The organism is Croceitalea marina, assembly GCF_042684265.1.
Lineage (GTDB): Bacteria > Bacteroidota > Bacteroidia > Flavobacteriales > Flavobacteriaceae > Croceitalea > Croceitalea marina.
Genome location: NZ_JBHULB010000001.1, coordinates 1 through 18,543, shown reverse-complemented (window position 1 = coordinate 18,543; position 18,543 = coordinate 1). Strand labels below are relative to the sequence as shown.

17 protein-coding genes are annotated in these 18,543 nt (G+C 38.3%); 9 read left to right on the top strand and 8 right to left on the bottom strand.

Annotated elements, in window-relative coordinates; all coding sequences use genetic code 11:
• Positions 1 to 2 precede the first annotated feature (2 nt).
• Entirely contained in the window at positions 3 to 773 is a 771-nt protein-coding gene (locus tag ACFSQJ_RS00085) for a S1/P1 nuclease (RefSeq protein WP_377764711.1), read from the bottom strand.
• A gap of 151 nt (positions 774 to 924) precedes the next feature.
• Here ACFSQJ_RS00085 and ACFSQJ_RS00080 point away from each other — a divergent pair, with 151 nt between their 5' ends.
• From ACFSQJ_RS00080 to ACFSQJ_RS00040, 9 genes are all read left to right on the top strand, one after another.
• A complete protein-coding gene (locus tag ACFSQJ_RS00080) occupies positions 925 to 1,785 on the top strand; it encodes an SPFH domain-containing protein (RefSeq protein ID WP_377764710.1) in 861 nt (286 codons plus the stop codon).
• Between the two features lie 3 nt (positions 1,786 to 1,788).
• Positions 1,789 to 2,298: a hypothetical protein gene (locus ACFSQJ_RS00075; protein WP_377764709.1), complete on the top strand. Its 510-nt coding sequence runs from the start codon at positions 1,789 to 1,791 to the stop codon at positions 2,296 to 2,298.
• Complete coding sequence (locus tag ACFSQJ_RS00070) at positions 2,285 to 2,443, top strand: DUF4177 domain-containing protein (RefSeq protein WP_377764708.1); 159 nt, start codon at positions 2,285 to 2,287, stop codon at positions 2,441 to 2,443. Before ACFSQJ_RS00075 ends, ACFSQJ_RS00070 begins: the two co-directional genes overlap by 14 nt.
• Positions 2,440 to 3,393 (top strand): alpha/beta hydrolase family protein, encoded by a 954-nt coding sequence (locus ACFSQJ_RS00065; RefSeq protein WP_377764707.1) that lies wholly within the window; start codon positions 2,440 to 2,442, stop codon positions 3,391 to 3,393. Before ACFSQJ_RS00070 ends, ACFSQJ_RS00065 begins: the two co-directional genes overlap by 4 nt.
• Positions 3,386 to 3,559: an Arc family DNA-binding protein gene (locus ACFSQJ_RS00060; protein ID WP_377764706.1), complete on the top strand. Its 174-nt coding sequence runs from the start codon at positions 3,386 to 3,388 to the stop codon at positions 3,557 to 3,559. Before ACFSQJ_RS00065 ends, ACFSQJ_RS00060 begins: the two co-directional genes overlap by 8 nt.
• Before the next feature lie 63 nt (positions 3,560 to 3,622).
• Positions 3,623 to 5,821 (top strand): DUF5916 domain-containing protein, encoded by a 2,199-nt coding sequence (locus tag ACFSQJ_RS00055; protein WP_377764705.1) that lies wholly within the window; start codon positions 3,623 to 3,625, stop codon positions 5,819 to 5,821.
• Positions 5,822 to 5,864: 43 nt separating this feature from the next.
• Positions 5,865 to 7,127 carry a DUF819 family protein gene (locus tag ACFSQJ_RS00050; protein ID WP_377764704.1) on the top strand — a complete coding sequence of 421 codons (1,263 nt, stop codon included), beginning with the start codon at positions 5,865 to 5,867 and terminating at the stop codon, positions 7,125 to 7,127.
• A gap of 36 nt (positions 7,128 to 7,163) precedes the next feature.
• Positions 7,164 to 7,754 carry a hypothetical protein gene (locus ACFSQJ_RS00045; protein ID WP_377764703.1) on the top strand — a complete coding sequence of 197 codons (591 nt, stop codon included), beginning with the start codon at positions 7,164 to 7,166 and terminating at the stop codon, positions 7,752 to 7,754.
• Positions 7,755 to 7,816: 62 nt separating this feature from the next.
• Positions 7,817 to 8,524, top strand: coding sequence for a DUF4369 domain-containing protein (locus ACFSQJ_RS00040; RefSeq protein WP_377764702.1), 708 nt, complete (start codon positions 7,817 to 7,819; stop codon positions 8,522 to 8,524).
• A gap of 7 nt (positions 8,525 to 8,531) precedes the next feature.
• Here the strand turns inward: ACFSQJ_RS00040 and ACFSQJ_RS00035 are convergent, their stop codons facing one another.
• From ACFSQJ_RS00035 to ACFSQJ_RS00005, 7 genes are all read right to left on the bottom strand, one after another.
• A complete protein-coding gene (locus ACFSQJ_RS00035; RefSeq protein WP_377764701.1) occupies positions 8,532 to 8,798 on the bottom strand; it encodes a hypothetical protein in 267 nt (88 codons plus the stop codon).
• A 25-nt stretch (positions 8,799 to 8,823) separates the two neighbouring features.
• Positions 8,824 to 9,792, bottom strand: a complete 969-nt coding sequence (locus ACFSQJ_RS00030; protein WP_377764700.1) for a type I phosphomannose isomerase catalytic subunit — start codon at positions 9,790 to 9,792, stop codon at positions 8,824 to 8,826.
• Positions 9,793 to 9,844: 52 nt separating this feature from the next.
• Positions 9,845 to 10,252, bottom strand: a complete 408-nt coding sequence (locus tag ACFSQJ_RS00025; RefSeq protein ID WP_377764699.1) for a 6-pyruvoyl trahydropterin synthase family protein — start codon at positions 10,250 to 10,252, stop codon at positions 9,845 to 9,847.
• The gene (gene idi / locus ACFSQJ_RS00020) at positions 10,249 to 10,779 is read right to left on the bottom strand and encodes an isopentenyl-diphosphate Delta-isomerase (RefSeq protein ID WP_377764698.1); all 531 of its coding nucleotides are present in this window, start codon (positions 10,777 to 10,779) and stop codon (positions 10,249 to 10,251) included. The genes ACFSQJ_RS00025 and idi overlap by 4 nt, the downstream gene beginning before the upstream one ends.
• Positions 10,780 to 10,852: 73 nt before the next feature.
• Complete coding sequence (locus ACFSQJ_RS00015; protein ID WP_377764697.1) at positions 10,853 to 11,815, bottom strand: PorP/SprF family type IX secretion system membrane protein; 963 nt, start codon at positions 11,813 to 11,815, stop codon at positions 10,853 to 10,855.
• Positions 11,816 to 13,846 carry an Ig-like domain-containing protein gene (locus ACFSQJ_RS00010; protein ID WP_377764696.1) on the bottom strand — a complete coding sequence of 677 codons (2,031 nt, stop codon included), beginning with the start codon at positions 13,844 to 13,846 and terminating at the stop codon, positions 11,816 to 11,818.
• Positions 13,847 to 13,872: 26 nt separating this feature from the next.
• Positions 13,873 to 14,502 (bottom strand): hypothetical protein, encoded by a 630-nt coding sequence (locus tag ACFSQJ_RS00005; protein ID WP_377764695.1) that lies wholly within the window; start codon positions 14,500 to 14,502, stop codon positions 13,873 to 13,875.
• Between the last annotated feature and the right edge of the window lie 4,041 nt (positions 14,503 to 18,543).

Here is an 18,543-nt window from a genome sequence, read left to right as displayed (position 1 = left end):
CACTAAGAAAAAACATCGTTGAGCACTTTCGCCAAGCGTAAACCTCCTTTTTGTAGTCTTTCAAATAAAAGTGGGTTGTATTTATAGGTATAAGAATATCCTAATTTTTCACCGACACTTACCGAATTGTAAAGTTCAGTTGCATAATCGTGAGATTCACCCAACCAATCTACTATTGTTCCTTGTTGTATAGTTCTTCTTTCATTTTTTGTTGTTGCCCTATCTAATTCATCTCCCAGCTCATAGTAACTCATACCGTATGCTTCTAACATATTGGTATCCCATACTTTGTGCAGGTTTGACCCTCTACCAAACCATTGTACTTGAATATCATTACCTCCACGATCCGCTTCTATACCAGCATGCATAGGCTGATGAAGATCACCTATTAGATGAATTAAAAATTTTAAATAGAACGCTTTATCCTTTTTTGTACTGTTCTTGTTTTTTAGAACAGTAATACAACTATCAATAGCCACAACAAGATCACCATACTCGCTTTTATCCGATTCAAGATAACTTTGCGCCAGTGGATAGTTCACATAGTGCCATGGAGTATATTCAGAAAAACTACGGTCAGACTTAATCTCATCGGCATAGGTAGATGCAAATGCAAGACTATGCCCATCTAATAATTCTTTTATTGCTTTTCTTGCTTTTCTAGTGAGGTGTTTTTCAGCTATATGACCTGTTACCCGGTGGCCGGTACGACCCCAAATATTTGAAAAAGCAAGTGTGGGAATCAAGAACAAAAGAAGAAAAATACTGCGCATGAAATTAATTTTCGCCAAAAGTAACGCTTATTATAAAGGTATATGTTAACCAAAAATTACTTTTTACTACTTACAACAAACGCATTTTAATTATTCGATTTAATATTATATATTTATGATACTATTTTAATATCATTTCAAATAATTAACTATGACAAACGAAAAAATTGTAACCCCCCTTAATGGGTACTTCATGCTATTTATTTTTTTGCTTTTATTCTTTGGGGGAATAGCCGCAATCATCTCTACTAGTTCACCTTGGTTCGGAATTTTGGTATTTTTAGGCTTCATTTTAGCTTTCGGACTTGTACTTGTCAACCCAAACAGTTCGAGAGTGTTATTGCTCTTTGGTAAATACGTGGGCACAATTAAAAGAAATGGGCTTTATTGGGTAAATCCGCTTTACTCAAAAAAGAAAATATCCCTTAGGGCCAGCAACTTCGATAGTGAAAGACTTAAAGTCAATGACAAATTAGGTAACCCGGTTATGATAAGCACCATTTTGGTATGGCGTGTCACCAATACTTACAAAGCTGCATTTGAGGTAGATGATTATAAGAATTTTGTAAGAGTACAGACAGATGCCGCCGTTCGAAAATTGGCAAGTATGTATCCGTACGATAATTTTGCAGATGAAGGTATTGAAGAAGATATCACCCTACGTTCTAGTGTAAATGAAGTTAGCGAAGCTTTAGAAAAAGAAGTGCAAGAAAGACTTTCTATGGCAGGTATCGAAGTACTTGAAGCTCGAATAGGGTATCTTGCTTATGCTCAAGAAATTGCCAATGCGATGCTTAAAAGGCAACAGGCAACCGCTATTGTTGCTGCAAGACATAAAATTGTTGAAGGCGCTGTGAGTATGGTTGAAATGGCGCTTGAAGAACTCAGCCAAAAGAATATTGTTGATTTGGACGAAGAACGTAAAGCAGCAATGGTAAGTAACCTCATGGTAGTACTATGCTCTGATAAAGATGCCTCCCCTATTGTAAATACTGGAACTTTAAATCATTAGAAGATGCGGATTTATGAAGAAAAACAAAGGTTTAACCAATGGTGGATGCTTGTCATAAACTTCAGCGTAATTGGTATTTTGCTTTATTTTATGTACCAATGGTACATTGCCGGAAATGCAGTAGACAAAGTATCCTCCTCCGATTACGCAGCCCAAATAGCTGTAATTTTAATGTTAGTGCTTGTAGTAGCTTTACTATTTTTATTAGGTTTAAAAACTACCATTGATGAAAATGGAATTCAATATCAGTTCAGGCCTTTTCATAGGGGGAAGAAAACAATCTCATGGAAAGAAATGGATAAGTGTTATACCCGTAAATACAAGCCTATTCTAGAATATGGCGGTTGGGGAATAAAACCTGTTCCAAAAAGTAATGACATCGCATATAATGTTAAGGGTAATATGGGTATTCAAATTCATCTAAAAAATGGAAAAAAGATACTTATTGGAACTCAAGATCCTGATAATGCTCAAATAGTAATAAATAGATATTTCAATAATGAAGGAATATAAAGTTGAAAAATGGAAAATGGGATTGAACAAAAATGGTGAACGTTTAGAAGCCACCTTGAATGAATTTGCCAAACAAGGATGGCAAGTCATCCATATTGCTGAAAATTCTGCGACCGTCGTATTTGAAAGAAATAAGAACAGATGAAAAACGTTTATTTCATATTCATATTACTTCCACTCCTTTTACAAGGCCAGAACATTGTAATCGAAGAAATTGATTTGAAAAATGGGCAAATTTCTATCCCCGGCACCCTCAGTTATCCTAAAACGAAGCAGAAAGTACCGCTACTTATCTTCGTACACGGTTCTGGAAATGTGGATAGAAACGGTAATCAGGGAGGGCTTGCCAAAGCGAACTACATTGCGCAACTATCGGATAGTTTAACCAAAAACGGAATCGCCCTTTATAGGTATGATAAGCGGACCTCAAATACAAATAACTTTAAATTTTTAAAAAATATCAGTCTTACAGATTTTGTAGACGATGTATCAAAAGTAATCGCTCACTTTAAAAATGATAACCGTTTTAAGTCGATACATTTAATCGGTCATAGCCAAGGCTCTCTAGTGGCAATGTTGGCTGCCGATGACAATATAAAATCGTACATCTCTTTAGCTGGCCCTTCAAACACAATAGATAGTGTTATTAGCAAACAACTAACAGAACAGAATGAAGGTTTAGGTAAAATAGCCAAAGAACATTTTGCCGAACTGGCAAAAACCGATACTATCTTATCAGTGAACCCAATGTTACTATCGATTTTCGCCCCACAGAATCAAAAATTCTTTAAAAGCTGGATGAGTATTAGTCCTACTTCAGAAATTAAAAAAATTAATAAACCCATCTTAATTATTCAAGGTGAAAAAGACTTACAGATTAACACCGCCGATGCAAATAACTTATTAAATGCTATAACCGAAAATAGTTCTGTTTTAGAGCATAATGCAGAATTAATTTTAATTGACAATATGAACCATGTTTTAAAAGAAATTGAAAAACAAGAAGAAAACTTGAAATCATATACTTCACCTAATTTTCCGCTTTCTAGCGAATTGGTAAATGCAATCACAACTTTTATCTTAAGGAATGAGTAAGAAAAAGGCCTTCGCACTGCGATTAAATGAAGAAATGCTAAAGGCAATTGAAAAATGGGCAGCAGATGAATTTCGCAGCACCAATGGCCAAATAGAGTGGATGCTCATGAAAAGTCTTAAAGAAGCAAAACGCGAACCTAAGAAAAAAGACAATTCCTCAGCATAGTTCTTTTGGCATTTTTTTAACGTAGCTTACTATTAAATTTGTCAGGCTAATTCAAACTCAAATATGGCAAGATATTACGCTGCTATACTCTTACTGATTTTCTTTTTTAAGCTTAATGCACAAGATCAGAGCAAGTCTTTCACAGTAAAACTTATTTCAGAGAACATTAAAATTGACGGAATTCTAGACGAACCTATTTGGGACAGTGCAGAAAGTGCCAAAGACTTCCATCAGTACTTTCCATCCGATTCTGTGATGGCGGAACAGCAGACCACCATTAAAATGCTTTACGACAATACCACCCTTTACATTGCCATTAAAGGAAATGCGGCCGGTAAAGATTTTTTGACAAACTCATTGCAGAGAGATTTTAGAGGCGGTGGAATTGATCAAATAAGTCTTGTTTTTGACACCTTCAATGACGGCACAAATGCGTTTCTTTTTGGCATGAACCCATACGGCGTAAGGCGTGAGGCACTAATTTCTGGTGGTGGAACTGATCGAGGTGGTTTTACCACTTCTTGGGATGTAAAATGGCGTGGTGAATCTAAAATTTATGACAACTACTTTACTGCTGAAATGGCAATACCCCTTACCTCTTTCAAATTCAAGGAGGGAGAAACCAAATGGCGTTTTAATAGTTATCGTTTAGACATGCAGACCAATGAACGAACCACATGGATTAAAATTCCTCAAAACCAATTTATTTTTGGTCTGGCCTTTATGGGGGATATGATTTTCGAAAAACCCTTGGGAAAATCAAGAACACCACTTGCGCTAATCCCGTACGTAAATACTATCTCTTCAAAAGATTTTGAAAACAATAAATCACTAACAAATTTAAAAGTAGGCGGTGATGCGAAAATTGCAGTGGGCAATAGTCTTAATCTTGATTTAACCATTAATCCCGACTTCTCAACTGTAGAGGTAGATAATTTTATCACAAACCTTACGCGATTTGAAGTGGCCTTACCAGAAAGGAGACAATTTTTTGTTGACAACAACGACCTCTTTGGAAATTTTGGTGGCGGCAGGGATGCTAATCCGTTTTTCTCTAGAAGAATTGGCATTGCGAGAGATACAGCTGATAACACCATTGAAAATAGAATTATAGGTGGGCTACGTTTAAGTGGTAAAATAAACAATAACCTTAGGTTAGGTTTTCTCAACATTCAGACCGAAAAAGATGAAGAAAACGAAATACCCTCCAATAATAATATGATGTTCGCACTACAGCAAAAGCTCTTTGCTAGATCTAATGTTGGGTTCTTTTTCATAAATAGACAAGCCATTAATGCCGCTTCTTTTTTACCTGAAGATGAAGAATACAATCGGGTTATAGGTATAGATTATAATTTGGCCTCTGAAGATAACAGTTGGGTAGGCAAAGCTTATGTTCATAAATCTTTTCAACCAAATGATAACGAAGGAAATTATTCTCTCGGGATAAATCTGGGAAAAAACACCCGTTACTTTTCCGCTTTTGTAGATGCTGTTTCAATTGACGAAGAATTTAATTCAGATTTAGGCTTTATAAGACGAAAGGATATTTTTAAACTCACCAATAATCTAGAGGGTAGGTTTTGGCCGGCAAAAGGAAAAGTAAATAGATATCAGGCCCAACTTTTCAATACACTTACTTGGAGGCCTGGACTAGATTTTAGAAATACCGATTACAATGTATCTTTAGAAACATCAGCTGAATTTAGAACACTTGAAAGGCTACAAGCCCGTTTCTCAAAACGTTTTGTTTATTTGGCCTCTGAATTTGAACCTACCGGAAAGGAAAATGCCGTTTCGTTACCAGCTGATACTGGCTACCACTTTAGCAATGTAGAACTTGAATTTCAATCAGATAATCGTAAGAATTTTTCTTTTAGCGTTCAACCCAGTTATGGTGGCTTTTTCAATGGAAACAGATACTCTATGGAAACCAGATTTACTTGGAGGTTCATCCCCAAAGTAAATATTGGGTTTAATGCACAGTATGATCATATAGAATTGCCATCACCATTTTCAAGGGCCGACATTTGGTTGATCAGCCCGAGAGCCAATATAACCTTTAATAAGTCTTTGTTTTGGTCTACACTTGTTCAGTACAGTAATCAAAGAGATAATCTTGGTATAAACTCTAGGCTACAATGGCGATTTGCACCGCTTTCAGATTTGTTTTTGGTGTATAATGACAATTACTTTGTAAACACTTTCGCCCCAAGAGTGCGATCCATCAATTTAAAGTTAACCTACTGGCTCAATATTTAGCTGGCGGATTTTATTATATTTGGAAACATACCAAATTTCTAAAATGAGCCAACTACCGTTTACTGAAGACACCGTAATATTCGGTCTTCTTGCCCTTTGCTTGGGTTTTGTTTTTTACACTTCTTCTATAAAAACCGGTTTTTGGAAAAAATACTATGCTATTGTACCCACGGTTTTGATGTGTTATCTATTGCCTTCCATTCTAGCCAGTTCGGGTATCATTGACGAAAAAAGTTCGCAGACCTATTATATCGCCAGTCGTTATCTACTTCCTGCAGCGCTAATTTTAATGACCTTAAGCATAGATTTAAAAGCAATTTTGAATCTTGGCTCCAAGGCCCTAATTATGTTCTTAACCGGTACAGTGGGCATTATAATTGGGGGGCCTTTAGCTATTCTTATTGTATCCATCTTCTCTCCTGATACCGTTGGAGGAGCAGGTTTTGATGCCGTTTGGAGAGGTTTAGCTACGATTGCTGGTAGTTGGATTGGGGGTGGCGCTAATCAGGCCGCTATGCTAGAGGTATTTGAATTCAATCAAGAAAAGTACGGAGGTATGGTTTTGGTTGACATTGTCGTTGCTAATCTTTGGATGGCAATCATTTTACTTGGAGTTGGAAAAACAAAAAAAATAGATGCCTGGTTAAAAGCAGATACATCATCAATTGAAGCATTAAAAACAAAAGTATCTGAACATACAGCTAAGATTGCACGAGTAACATCTCTACATGATTTTATGATGCTTCTTTTTTATGCTTTTGCCGGGGTAGGACTTGCTCATTTTTTAGGAAATCATTTTGCTGAATTTCTAGAAAATACTTTTGAAGTCATTAGAGACAAAGAAAAGGTTTTATCATCTTTAGGCTCTAAGTTTTTGTGGATGGTTGTTTTTGCAACGGCCATAGGTATTGGTCTATCATTTACTAAAGCTAAAAATTATGAGGGTGCTGGTGCAAGCAAAATTGGTGGTGTTTTTATTTACATTCTTGTAGCGACCATAGGAATGAAAATGGATTTAAGTGCTGTATTCGAAAACCCCGGACTAATTGCAATTGGCTTGGTATGGATTTCAATACATGCGTGTTTGTTAATTCTTGTTGCCAAAATTATAAAAGCACCTTTTTTCTTTCTAGCAGTAGGTAGTCAAGCAAATGTAGGTGGGGCAGCTTCCGCTCCAGTTGTTGCAGCAGAGTTTCACCCTTCACTTACGTCGGTTGGTATACTATTGGCTGTTTTTGGCTATGTTGTAGGTACAGGTGGGGCATACTTATGCGCGCTTTTAATGGAAGTCGCATCTAAATTTTAACGCAATGCCAAGCACTATTAAATCCAATTCCATCATATGAAAAAGATCTTAAAAAGCATTTTTGCCCTCATTCTTCTTTTACAAGTCTTTTCTTGTATAGATTTTAGCGATAATATTAAAAAAGAAAAACTTAATGATGACAGCTTTAAAGCTATAACCATAAATGAGGAGTATGAAGTTAAACTTCCTAAATACATGAAAGAAGCCCAAAACTTAAATGATGAGGCATCTCTGCAATATCAGAATATATTTAAAGAAACTTATTTTGTGGTCATTGACGAACCTAAAGAAGAGTTTAAGGAAGTTTTCTTAGATATTGGAGAATATGATGAGTCTCTGCCTCTAATTAAGAATTATAAAAATGCTCAACTAGAATTCTTTAAAGAAAGTTTGACCACATATGAATTTATCAACGAAAGCTCAAAAAAGATAAATGGCAAAGACGCAGAAGTTGTAGCCTTCGATGGTAAAGTACAAGGGGTCATTTACGATATAAGCTACCTCTTCACTTTTGTGGAAGGAGACGATAAGGCCTACATGCTAATGGCATGGACGCTAAAAAACAAAAGAGACAAGTACCAAGAAACCTTTGAGTATATTTCAGACTCTTTCACCGTTTTAAATTAATTTTTTAAAATACTTCTAGAAGGAATACTTTTGTCTTCCTTTTAATCAAACATCTTTACTTAATGAGATTAACTAAATATCTTTTATTACTTGGCGTTTTCGGAATCACACTGACATCATGTGAAGAGAAAACCGAAAATACAATGACAGTTTCGGGTGTTATTGATGGTCTGAAAAAAGGAACTTTATATTTTCAAAAAGCCAAAGATTCAACATTGACAACTTTAGACTCTATTGTTATAAAAGGGGACGGAGGGTTTTCATTTTCATATGAAATCGAGAGCCCAGAACTATTTTACCTCTACTTGGATAAAGCTGATAATAACGAAATCAACGATAGAATAACTTTTTTTGGAGAGCCTGGGGATATTGTAATCAATACAGCATGGAACACTTTTGATACCAACTCAGATATCTCTGGTTCTAAGAGCCACATAAAATTTGCGGAATTTCAGGGAATGCTGTCGAAATTTAATACCAGAGAATTAGAATTGGCTCAAGAAATGCTGCCAAAGGAAAATTCTTTAACTACAGAACAGTTTGATTCAATTCAAAATCTAAGACAGACGAATCTGTTAAGAAGGTATCAATATGTACTCAATTTTGGATTAAGCAATCCTAATTCTTATGTCACTCCCTATGTAACTTTGATTGAAGCCTCAGATGCCAATCCTAAGTATTTAGATTCTATTTATAATGCTCTTGATGAAAAAGTAGCGAATTCAAAATACGGCAAAAGACTTGAAACATATTTGAAAGGCTTAAAATAATCTAGGCCTAAAGCTTGTTTAATTTTTCAATTAAATCAGTAGCTTTCTTTTCTAGGTCAGCCCTAATAGCTTTATAATGAGCTTTCGAATTTTCAACATCTTTGGCATGTACTTTATCCATCAATTCGTCGAAAGCACTAATAGCGCCATCAATGAGCTTAGACCCTTTATCGGAGTTTTTGTTTTGCGTAGTAGCCTCCCACTCGTATACAGCTTCAATAATATCTCCTAAAACAAAATTGATATCTTTTTTTAAATCCCTAACACTTGCCATAAAATCGTTTTAATCAAAAATAAGGTTAAATTGTTACTTCTAAAAGCTTAGCTTCTTTTGTGGTAATTTTTAATATATCGCTTGAGGCGGCTATTAAAACCGTTTCTCCTTTTTGTATTGAACTACTCCCAAATTCATTTTCAATGGTTGCACTGCCCGAAACACACATGTATATGGAAAAAGAATCACGTGCAGTAATATCAAGATTTAGATCTGAATCTAAATCAATGATATTGGTTTTAAAATAAGGACAGTCGACCATTTTATTAACCTTATTTTTCTCTCTATCATAAACCACTCTAAAATCGTCTTTTTTAGAGAAATCAATTGCGTCAAGAGCTAAATCGGTATGTAGTTCTCTTAGATTACCATCCTTATCTTTTCTATTAAAATCAAAAACCCGATAGGTAATATCAGAGGTTTGTTGAATTTCAGCTAATAATACCCCAGCACCAATAGCATGAACTTTTCCTGTATTTATAAAAAATGTATCACCCTCTTTAACAGGTTCATAATTCAATAAATCTAATAGTGTATTATTCTCAAGACTACTTTTATACTCCTGTTTTTCAAGGTTCTTATTGAATCCAACGATTAAATTAGCACCAGGGTCAGCATCCATAATGTACCACATCTCAGTTTTTCCGAAAGAATCGTGTCGCTCTTTGGCTAACTCATCATTAGGATGAAGCTGAATAGACAAATCTTCTTTTGCATCAATAAACTTGATAAGTATTGGAAATTCCTTCCCAAAGCGATTGACTACACTTTCTCCCAATAACTTTTCAGAATAATCCTCTATTAACTGATTTAGTGAAGTGCCCGATAATTCTCCATTGGCAACTTTTGAAACATCTCCCTTTACCCCCGAAAGTTCCCAACTTTCTCCTGTGGTTTCTGTTTTACTTGGTTTATTGAACAATTTTTGAAGTTTTTCCCCACCCCAAAGGCGGTCCTTCATAATAGCATCAAACTTTAATGGGTATAATTTCATTATGTAATTATTTTCTTACACATCATTAAACGTAAAAAACACATTTAAATTATCATCCATTATAAGAAACAAAATTCCTAGGAGTTTCATAAAGAACTACTTCTATATCTTTATCTGATTTGATTAGTGGTCTTAACTTATTCCAGATAACAACAGCTATGTTTTCAGCAGTAGGATTCAGGTTTTTAAAGTCTGGGACATCGAGATTCAAGTTTTTATGATCAAAAGCTTCTTCCACATGCTCTTTTATAAGGTCTTTTAGTACTTTCATATCCATGACATAACCCGTTTCTCGGTCTATATCACCCGTTACGCTAACAATTAAATCATAATTATGCCCATGAAATTTTGGGTTGTTGCACTTGCCAAAAACAGCTTGGTTTTTTTCAAAACTCCAGTCTGGCCTGTACAACCTATGAGCAGCATTAAAATGCGCTTTTCTACTAACCTTTACCCTCATTCACTATCTGTTTTAGAGATGTAATTATAGAACTTATCAAAAATAATTTTAAACCACTCCGTATAACTTTCGGGATTATTGGAGATGTCCGATTTTATAGCTTCAGGCTTCATCCATTTCCAATCTTGAACTTCTTCAGGATTTATTTGTGGTTCTTCATTGTAATAACCCATCATAACATGATCTAATTCATGCTCGGTTAATCCATTATCAAAAGGTGCTTTGTAAATGAATGAAAAGAGTTCTTTTAATTCTACTTCAAAGCCCATTTCTTCTTGTAACCTTCTTTTACCTGCTTCTAAATTGGTTTCACCATCTCGCTGATGACTACAACAGGTATTTGTCCATAAAAGTGGGGAATGGTATTTATCGGCAGCTCTTTGCTGAAGCATAGTCTCGCCTTTGGCATTCATTATAAATACCGAAAATGCCCTATGAAGTACAGCTTTTTCATGAGCTTCCATTTTTGGCATTAATCCAATTGGCTCGTCTTTTTCGTTCACCAATATTACTTGCTCTTCCATCATTTCACAAAAATAAAGCCTTTGTCGGACTACTTATGTAACGATGAATATAAAGTTTTGTGAATATCTACAATGCTTAGAAGAATCTAGGAGACTTTAAATTACCGATAGCCTTTATAAAATCGTATCGAAGTATAATTTCAAAAGAACCATCATTAAATGCCGTGGCACCTAAGTCGGTTATTTCTCGGTCATAGGCCAACCCAATTAAAAATTCTTCTGAAATTTTAAAACCGACCATACCACTAAAAGCGGCATCCCAGCGGTATGCTACACCTCCAATAAATTTTTCATCGTACATAAAATTTGCAGATAAATCCAATTGAAGCGGAGCCCCTTGCACAACTTTACTTAAAATTGCCGGCTTGAATTTCAAAAAAGGATTAAGTTCAAAAACATACCCGGTAATAAAATAAAAGTTCATCTGCTCCTTAGCCGTCGAAAGTGAGGATTCTTCAAAATGACTTGTTTCTAAAATTCTAGGTACAGATAATCCTGCATAAAATCTATCTGTATGATAGTAAACCCCTGCCCCAACATTTGGCGTAAACCTGTTATCTATGTTAGTAGGCAACTCTTGATCTCCATTACTATTGTCTCCAGTGTATAATTTTGTGAAATCAATATTTAATAAATTGATACTTGGCTTTAATCCAAAACTCAATTTTTTATCAAAATCTAAATCAATCGTGTAGGAAATATCCAAGTCTAAATAGGTTTCAGAGGTAGGACCAATAACATCATTTACTACAGAAAGCCCTAATCCCAATCCTTTATAACCAATTGGGGTGTGAATATTAAATGTTTGTGTTTCTGGCGCTCCATCCAACCCCACCCATTGTGCCCTGTACAAACCGGCCAAACTCATATGCCCTCTAGAACCTGCATAAGCTGGGTTAATACTAACCGTATTATACATGTATTGGGTATACTGTGCATCTTGCTGAGCAAATGAAAATATAGAGAACAGCAAAGCCATACCTAACACTATTTTTTTAATGACTATATGTTTTAAGTTCAACTTCACGGTATTCTCCATTTATCGATTTATATATATGTAACCTGAGAGTTGTTTGGTTATCCCTGCATCATTTTGATAATCCAAAACATAGAAATAAGTACCTACTGGTAACTTGTTGTCTTTATCAATTGTTACACGACCAGTTGAGGTACCATCAAAATTATTTGATTCATTATTATAGGATTTAGTTACAAAGACCAAAACACCCCATCTGTTATAGATTTTTACAGTATTGTTTGGATAATCGTTTATATTTTCAATAACCAACGTATCAAAATTTCCATTCCCATCTGGAGTTAAAATTTGAATGACCCTTACTTCATCCTCTTCTTCTTCACCTAAGTCTGGGTCAAGATAATTTGGTATACCATCTGCATCTGCATCATCATTTGCAAAGTCTCCATCCAAATTATCGTCCTCATCGGAAGTAACGATACCATCGTCATCGTCATCCGTATCCCTATAATCCGGTATTCCGTCTTGGTCCGTATCTGGTAAGTCTGTACCCGGATCATCTATCTCATCGTTCGGATCGATGTCTATTTGGGTGTCACCTTCATAACCATCATCTAGTCCATCATTGTCTTTATCTGAACCTAGCCAAACCACATCTGGTATTCCGTCTTGGTCAAAGTCATGTGCTTCTGTACTATCAGGAACACCGTCATTATCACTATCATCATCAACATAATCTGGAATTCCATCGCCGTCTGTATCAACAGGAATTAGGCCTAAGTTTCCATTATTCTCATAAGCATCATCAATACCATTATCATTCGCATCAACTCCACTTGGTGGAATATATCCTGCAGTAGTTTGTGCTTCAACATTATCAGGAATTCCATCATCATCGCTATCGATATCCAAATAATCTGGTATTCCATCGCCATCCGTATCGGTAGGGTTTGTGGATGGATCGTTATCTCCATCTAAATTCAGGTCTTCAAAACTATCCGCAATACCATCATTATCACTATCCAATTCTGTTGTGGCAACCGGAGTTACAATAACAGTTACTGTTGCAGTATCACAATTACCAAGTGCATCGCAAATTGTATACTCGAAAGTGTCTGTACCCTCAAAACCGGCATCTGGCGTGTAGGTCACAAAATCGTCAGATGGGTCATTAGGTGTACCATTATCATTAATTACAACCGTTCCATTGAAAGGATTTGTAGTTGTTAAGGTACCTGTAGTCGGCAAATCATTATCATTTGCCAAAATATCTATGTCAATTGGAGTATCAACTTCAGTAGAAACCGAATCATCAAATGTATCGACAATCGGTAAAACATCTATAGTAACAGTGGCCGTGCTACACGCTCCACTACTATCGCAAACCGTATAATCAAAAGAATCCGGACCATTGTAGTCTGCATTTGGCGTATAGGTCACAATATCATCTGAAGGGTCATTAGGTGTGCCATTATCGTTAATTGTAATCGTTCCATTCGCAGGGTCTGTAGTCGTCAAAGTACCCGTAGTTGGTAAATCAGAATCATTATCAAAGATTGGGACAACAACCGATTCGTCTTCATTGACTGTAATTGCATCATCAACTAAAGTAGCAGCTTGACTTAAGCAAGCTACTGTAAATCTTGGTAATGGTATAGTATTACCTGCCTTGGTAATCGTAGCCTGATACCTGACAAAACTTGTGGTCGCAGTTACTGTTGGTGTTGTTCCGCTTAATGATGCATCATTCCAACTAACTGTTGCGGACCCAGAAACATTCTGGGTAATATCTAAGGTAACTTCGTTGTCAGGTGAGTTACAATCTGTCAAGACAAAATAGCCTGTTGCGTTAGAACCACAAAGCGTACCATCATACGTCGCAAAATAAACACCAGGTTGCGTTGCTTCGTAAAAAGAATCCGTACTCAAAATTGTTGCTGTATCCGATGCTTCGTACCAACGGAAGTTCGAACGTGTTCCGTCACTATCCGTGGTAGGTGCCTGCAGTAAGAATTGCGCATTGGATACTGTAATTCCAAGCGTTGTAAAAACAATACTAAGAACTAAAAACCTATATGTTTTGAAAAGTTTCAAATGGATTTGGGGTCGTTTTTAATTATTTATTTTACAACAAATACTACGTTGATTAGTGTATTATAGTTTGTTGGTTGCCCGATTATGTCATATTCCATAACTCCATTTGCATCAATCTCGACATTTGCAAAAACTGCTGGATCAAAATAAGTTACGTAATAATAAAGTTCATTTGCCGCATAAATTGGAACCGCACTTGGTGCTCCAGTACTTGCCACAGTATTAGGAGAAGCAAACTGAGCGGTGTACTCTGTGTATAAATTTTTAGTAGCATTGAGTACGTTTGCTGATGCATCTATCTCAATCGAAGGAGGATAGAATACCCTAGCTGCTTTTGAAGATATTGGAGCAAGATCCTGTATCATTTCTTCTACATTTGGTTCATTAGTACCATCTCCGTCTATGTCTACTGGACTATCAGAGTCTACTTCTGAAGCCAATTGATTATCCGTGTTAGTTACCCAGCCTGTAGTGGTAAACCTATATACTTTTTGATCATCAGTATTAAATACAGAAGATCCTATATTAACTCCTGTAGCTCCGTTCATTTCAGCAGTTGTTAATGAAGGAAGGCTAGGTAAAGACGTACCTTTTATTTGACCTTGCGCAGAAAAGCAAAGCGTAAAAAACCCTAAGACTATTACTATTTTTTTCATTATTATTTTCTTATTGAAATATATTAATTAGGCAATGTGATTACTGTAAACATAAACTCAAGATCTATATCATCTTTTTGAGTTGCTCCGTTATCACTATCTCCAATATTCACTTTAAATCCTGTTGTTTGTTGATCGTAATATGTAATACCTGGATCATCATAATCTGAACCTGTATTTCCTGGACAATCACCTGCACAATCTAAAATTGTTACTTGAATAATATAATTAGCATTAGCAAGCGCAGTTGAAAAAGTGATTTGATAATCACCTTCATTAATTCTAGTAACAGTCGATTGATAAATAGCTGCTGCAGTTCCATTACCCGCTACTTTACCAGTAGCATAGATTGTTGGCATAGCCGCAATATATGCTCCACCATTAGCTCCAACAGAAATCATATTATCCGCTTCAGCTGCTACTACATTTGCAGTTTCTGGTGCGCCACCATCTTCATCTGTATAACTAATTACACCTGTTGTAGTATTTTGAGAAAGGCTGGTAACCGTTTCATTAACATCTACTGAAGTTATTCCAGGTTCAGAAATGGTTGCAATTCTATTACCTGATACCGTATTCGTAATTGAAACATCATCGTCTGAATTAGCAGCTAACTCTGCTAAGGCACCTTCTACCTCTGTTGCAGTGAAGTTGCCACCTGCATCCATAATGGCTACCTGACCGGCGTTCTGGTTGTCAGTGTTGTCAAGGTATCCGCTTAAATCCACTGTCGTAGCATCGCCACTAAGGCTCAACGTGTTCGTGCTTAAACTTAAATCCTGTATCTCATTCGTTGCATCATTATCATTATCCGCTACTGAGATTGTTCCGCCTCCATTGGATAATGTAACGTCCGTGCCTGCTTGACTTAATGTCTGTATCTCGTTCGTAGCATCGGTATCGTTGTCGGCCGCATTACTCGCCGCTAACTCTGCTAATGCACCCTCTACCTCTGTTGCAGTGAAGTTACCGCCTGCATCAGTGATAGCTACCTGACCGGCGTTCTGGTTGTCAGTGTTGTCAAGGTATCCGCTTAAATCCACTGTCGTAGCATCGCCACTTAAACTTAAGGTGTTCGTGCTTAAACTTAAATCCTGTATCTCATTCGTTGCATCATTATCATTATCCGCTACCGATATCGTGCCACCTCCATTGGAAAGTGTAACGTCAGTGCCTGCTTGACTTAATGTCTGTAATTCGTTCGTAGCATCGGTATCGTTGTCGGCCGCATTGCTCGCCGCCAGTTCCGCCAAGGCACCTTCTACCTCCGTTGCCGTAAAGTTGCCGCCTGCATCAGTGATAGCTACCTGACCGGCGTTCTGGTTGTCAGTGTTGTCAAGGTATCCGCTTAAATCCACTGTCGTAGCATCGCCACTTAAACTTAAGGTGTTCGTGCTTAAACTTAAATCCTGTATCTCATTCGTTGGGTCCGCATCCGCATCGTCTGTATTAAGCGCCGCTAATTCAGCATCTGTAGCAAATGTTGCGTCCAAAGCAGCGTCATTGATATCTATGTCGATCTCATCGTTTGCCGCATCATCGGTAATAGTTATTCTATTAGAACCGGCATTAATATTTTTAAACTCTAAATCAGCTCCTGTCTTTCTAGCAAATGTTCCTACACCTGCTGCCCCTACATTGGATGCTGTGTTTGTTTGTCCAGAGGTTGCCGCGAATGCATCAACATCAGCTTTTAATTCATCTATCGCTCCTTGGGTATCCGTCGAGCTCAAACCTGAAGTAGCATTATCATAACTTACCTCCGAAGCATCTTGTATCTCGTTGGTAGCATCATTGTCATTATCCGCCACCGAAATCGTGCCACCTCCATTGGAAAGCGTAACGTCAGTGCCTGCTTGACTTAATGTCTGTAATTCGTTCGTAGCATCCGTATCGTTGTCTGCCGCGTTGCTCGCCGCCAGTTCCGCCAAGGCACCTTCTACCTCCGTTGCAGTGAAGTTACCGCCTGCATCAGTGATAGCTACCTGACCGGCGTTCTGGTTGTCAGTGTTGTCCAAATAACCGCTTAAATCCACTGTCGTAGCATCGCCACTTAAACTTAAGGTGTTCGTGCTTAAACTTAAATCCTGTATCTCATTCGTTGCATCATTATCATTATCCGCTACTGAGATTGTTCCGCCTCCATTGGATAATGTAACGTCCGTGCCTGCTTGACTTAATGTCTGTATCTCGTTCGTAGCATCGGTATCGTTGTCGGCCGCATTACTCGCCGCTAACTCTGCTAATGCACCCTCTACCTCTGTTGCAGTGAAGTTACCGCCTGCATCAGTGATAGCTACCTGACCGGCGTTCTGGTTGTCAGTGTTGTCAAGGTATCCGCTTAAATCCACTGTCGTAGCATCGCCACTTAAACTTAAGGTGTTCGTGCTTAAACTTAAATCCTGTATCTCATTCGTTGCATCATTATCATTATCCGCTACTGAGATTGTTCCGCCTCCATCTGATAAGGTAACGTCCGTGCCTGCTTGACTTAATGTCTGTAGTTCGTTCGTCGCGTCGGTATCGTTGTCGGCCGCGTTGCTTGCCGCTAACTCTGCTAATGCACCTTCTACCTCCGTTGCGGTGAAGTTTCCGCCTGCATCGGTGATGTTTACCTCGTTCGCATCTTGTATCTCATTGGTCGCATCGTTATCATTGTCCGCTACCGATATCGTGCCACCTCCATTGGATAATGTAACGTCCGTGCCCGTTTGGCTTAATGTCTGTATCNTCCACTGTCGTAGCATCGCCACTTAAACTTAAGGTGTTCGTGCTTAAACTTAAATCCTGTATCTCATTCGTTGGGTCCGCATCCGCATCGTCCGTATCCAATGCATCTACATAGGCCTTGGTTGCTGCATCGCTTGCAGCGGTCGGTGTTCCAAGACCGGTAAGTACCAATCCATTGGCATCGTTGCCATCGGTAAGGACTTCCTCTATGTTCTGTAATTCGTTCGTAGCATCGGTATCGTTGTCGGCCGCATTACTTGCTGCCAGTTCCGCCAAGGCACCTTCTACCTCCGTTGCCGTAAAGTTGCCGCCTGCATCAGTGATAGCTACTTCCGTAGCCGTTTGATTATCCGTATTGTCCAAATAACCGCTTAAATCCACTGTCGTAGCATCGCCGCTTAAACTTAAGGTGTTCGTGCTTAAACTTAAATCCTGTATCTCATTCGTTGGGTCTGCATCCGCATCGTCCGTATCCAATGCATCTACATAGGCCTTGGTTGCTGCGTCCTGTGCATTGGTCGGGTCCGCGATGTTCGTGATAGCGGCTCCGCCTCCATCATTACCATCTGCTAATACCTCGCCTAAATTCTGTATCTCGTTCGTCGCGTCGGTATCGTTGTCGGCCGCATTGCTCGCCGCCAGTTCCGCCAAGGCACCTTCTACCTCTGTTGCAGTGAAGTTTCCGCCCGCATCAGTGATATTTACCTCGTTTGCATCCTGTATCTCATTGGTCGCATCGTTATCGTTGTCCGCTACCGATATCGTGCCACCTCCATTGGAAAGTGTTACATCGGTACCTGTCTGGCTCAATGTCTGTATCTCGTTGGTCGGGTCCGCATCCGCATCGTCCGTATTCAAAGCGTCTACATAGGCCTTTGTTGCTGCATCTTGTGCATTGGTCGGGTCCGCGATGTTTGTGATAGCGGCTCCGCCTCCATCGTTGCCATCTGCTAATACCTCGCCTAAATTCTGTAATTCGTTTGTAGCATCCGTATCGTTGTCGGCCGCATTGCTTGCCGCCAGTTCCGCCAAGGCACCTTCTACTTCCGTTGCCGTAAAGTTACCGCCTGCATCCGTGATGTTTACCTCGTTCGCATCTTGTATCTCGTTGGTAGCATCATTGTCATTATCCGCCACCGAAATCGTGCCACCTCCATTGGAAAGCGTAACGTCAGTGCCTGCTTGACTTAATGTCTGTATCTCGTTCGTAGCATCGGTATCGTTGTCGGCCGCATTGCTCGCCGCCAGTTCCGCCAAGGCACCTTCTACCTCCGTTGCCGTAAAGTTGCCGCCTGCATCAGTGATAGCTAC

Bases quoted from the DNA above. Each gene is read 5' to 3' on its own strand.
- ACFSQJ_RS00055 (WP_377764705.1), top strand. From the start codon at position 3,623: ATGGCAAGATATTACGCTGCTATACTCTTACTGATTTTCTTTTTTAAG.
- ACFSQJ_RS00035 (WP_377764701.1), bottom strand. From the start codon at position 8,798: ATGGCAAGTGTTAGGGATTTAAAAAAAGATATCAATTTTGTTTTAGGA.
- ACFSQJ_RS00005 (WP_377764695.1), bottom strand. From the start codon at position 14,502: ATGAAAAAAATAGTAATAGTCTTAGGGTTTTTTACGCTTTGCTTTTCT.
- ACFSQJ_RS00070 (WP_377764708.1), top strand. From the start codon at position 2,285: ATGAAGGAATATAAAGTTGAAAAATGGAAAATGGGATTGAACAAAAAT.
- ACFSQJ_RS00060 (WP_377764706.1), top strand. From the start codon at position 3,386: ATGAGTAAGAAAAAGGCCTTCGCACTGCGATTAAATGAAGAAATGCTA.
- ACFSQJ_RS00025 (WP_377764699.1), bottom strand. From the start codon at position 10,252: ATGAGGGTAAAGGTTAGTAGAAAAGCGCATTTTAATGCTGCTCATAGG.
- ACFSQJ_RS00015 (WP_377764697.1), bottom strand. From the start codon at position 11,815: ATGGAGAATACCGTGAAGTTGAACTTAAAACATATAGTCATTAAAAAA.
- idi (WP_377764698.1), bottom strand. From the start codon at position 10,779: ATGATGGAAGAGCAAGTAATATTGGTGAACGAAAAAGACGAGCCAATT.
- ACFSQJ_RS00065 (WP_377764707.1), top strand. From the start codon at position 2,440: ATGAAAAACGTTTATTTCATATTCATATTACTTCCACTCCTTTTACAA.
- ACFSQJ_RS00030 (WP_377764700.1), bottom strand. From the start codon at position 9,792: ATGAAATTATACCCATTAAAGTTTGATGCTATTATGAAGGACCGCCTT.
- ACFSQJ_RS00045 (WP_377764703.1), top strand. From the start codon at position 7,164: ATGAAAAAGATCTTAAAAAGCATTTTTGCCCTCATTCTTCTTTTACAA.
- ACFSQJ_RS00050 (WP_377764704.1), top strand. From the start codon at position 5,865: ATGAGCCAACTACCGTTTACTGAAGACACCGTAATATTCGGTCTTCTT.
- ACFSQJ_RS00085 (WP_377764711.1), bottom strand. From the start codon at position 773: ATGCGCAGTATTTTTCTTCTTTTGTTCTTGATTCCCACACTTGCTTTT.
- ACFSQJ_RS00040 (WP_377764702.1), top strand. From the start codon at position 7,817: ATGAGATTAACTAAATATCTTTTATTACTTGGCGTTTTCGGAATCACA.
- ACFSQJ_RS00075 (WP_377764709.1), top strand. From the start codon at position 1,789: ATGCGGATTTATGAAGAAAAACAAAGGTTTAACCAATGGTGGATGCTT.
- ACFSQJ_RS00080 (WP_377764710.1), top strand. From the start codon at position 925: ATGACAAACGAAAAAATTGTAACCCCCCTTAATGGGTACTTCATGCTA.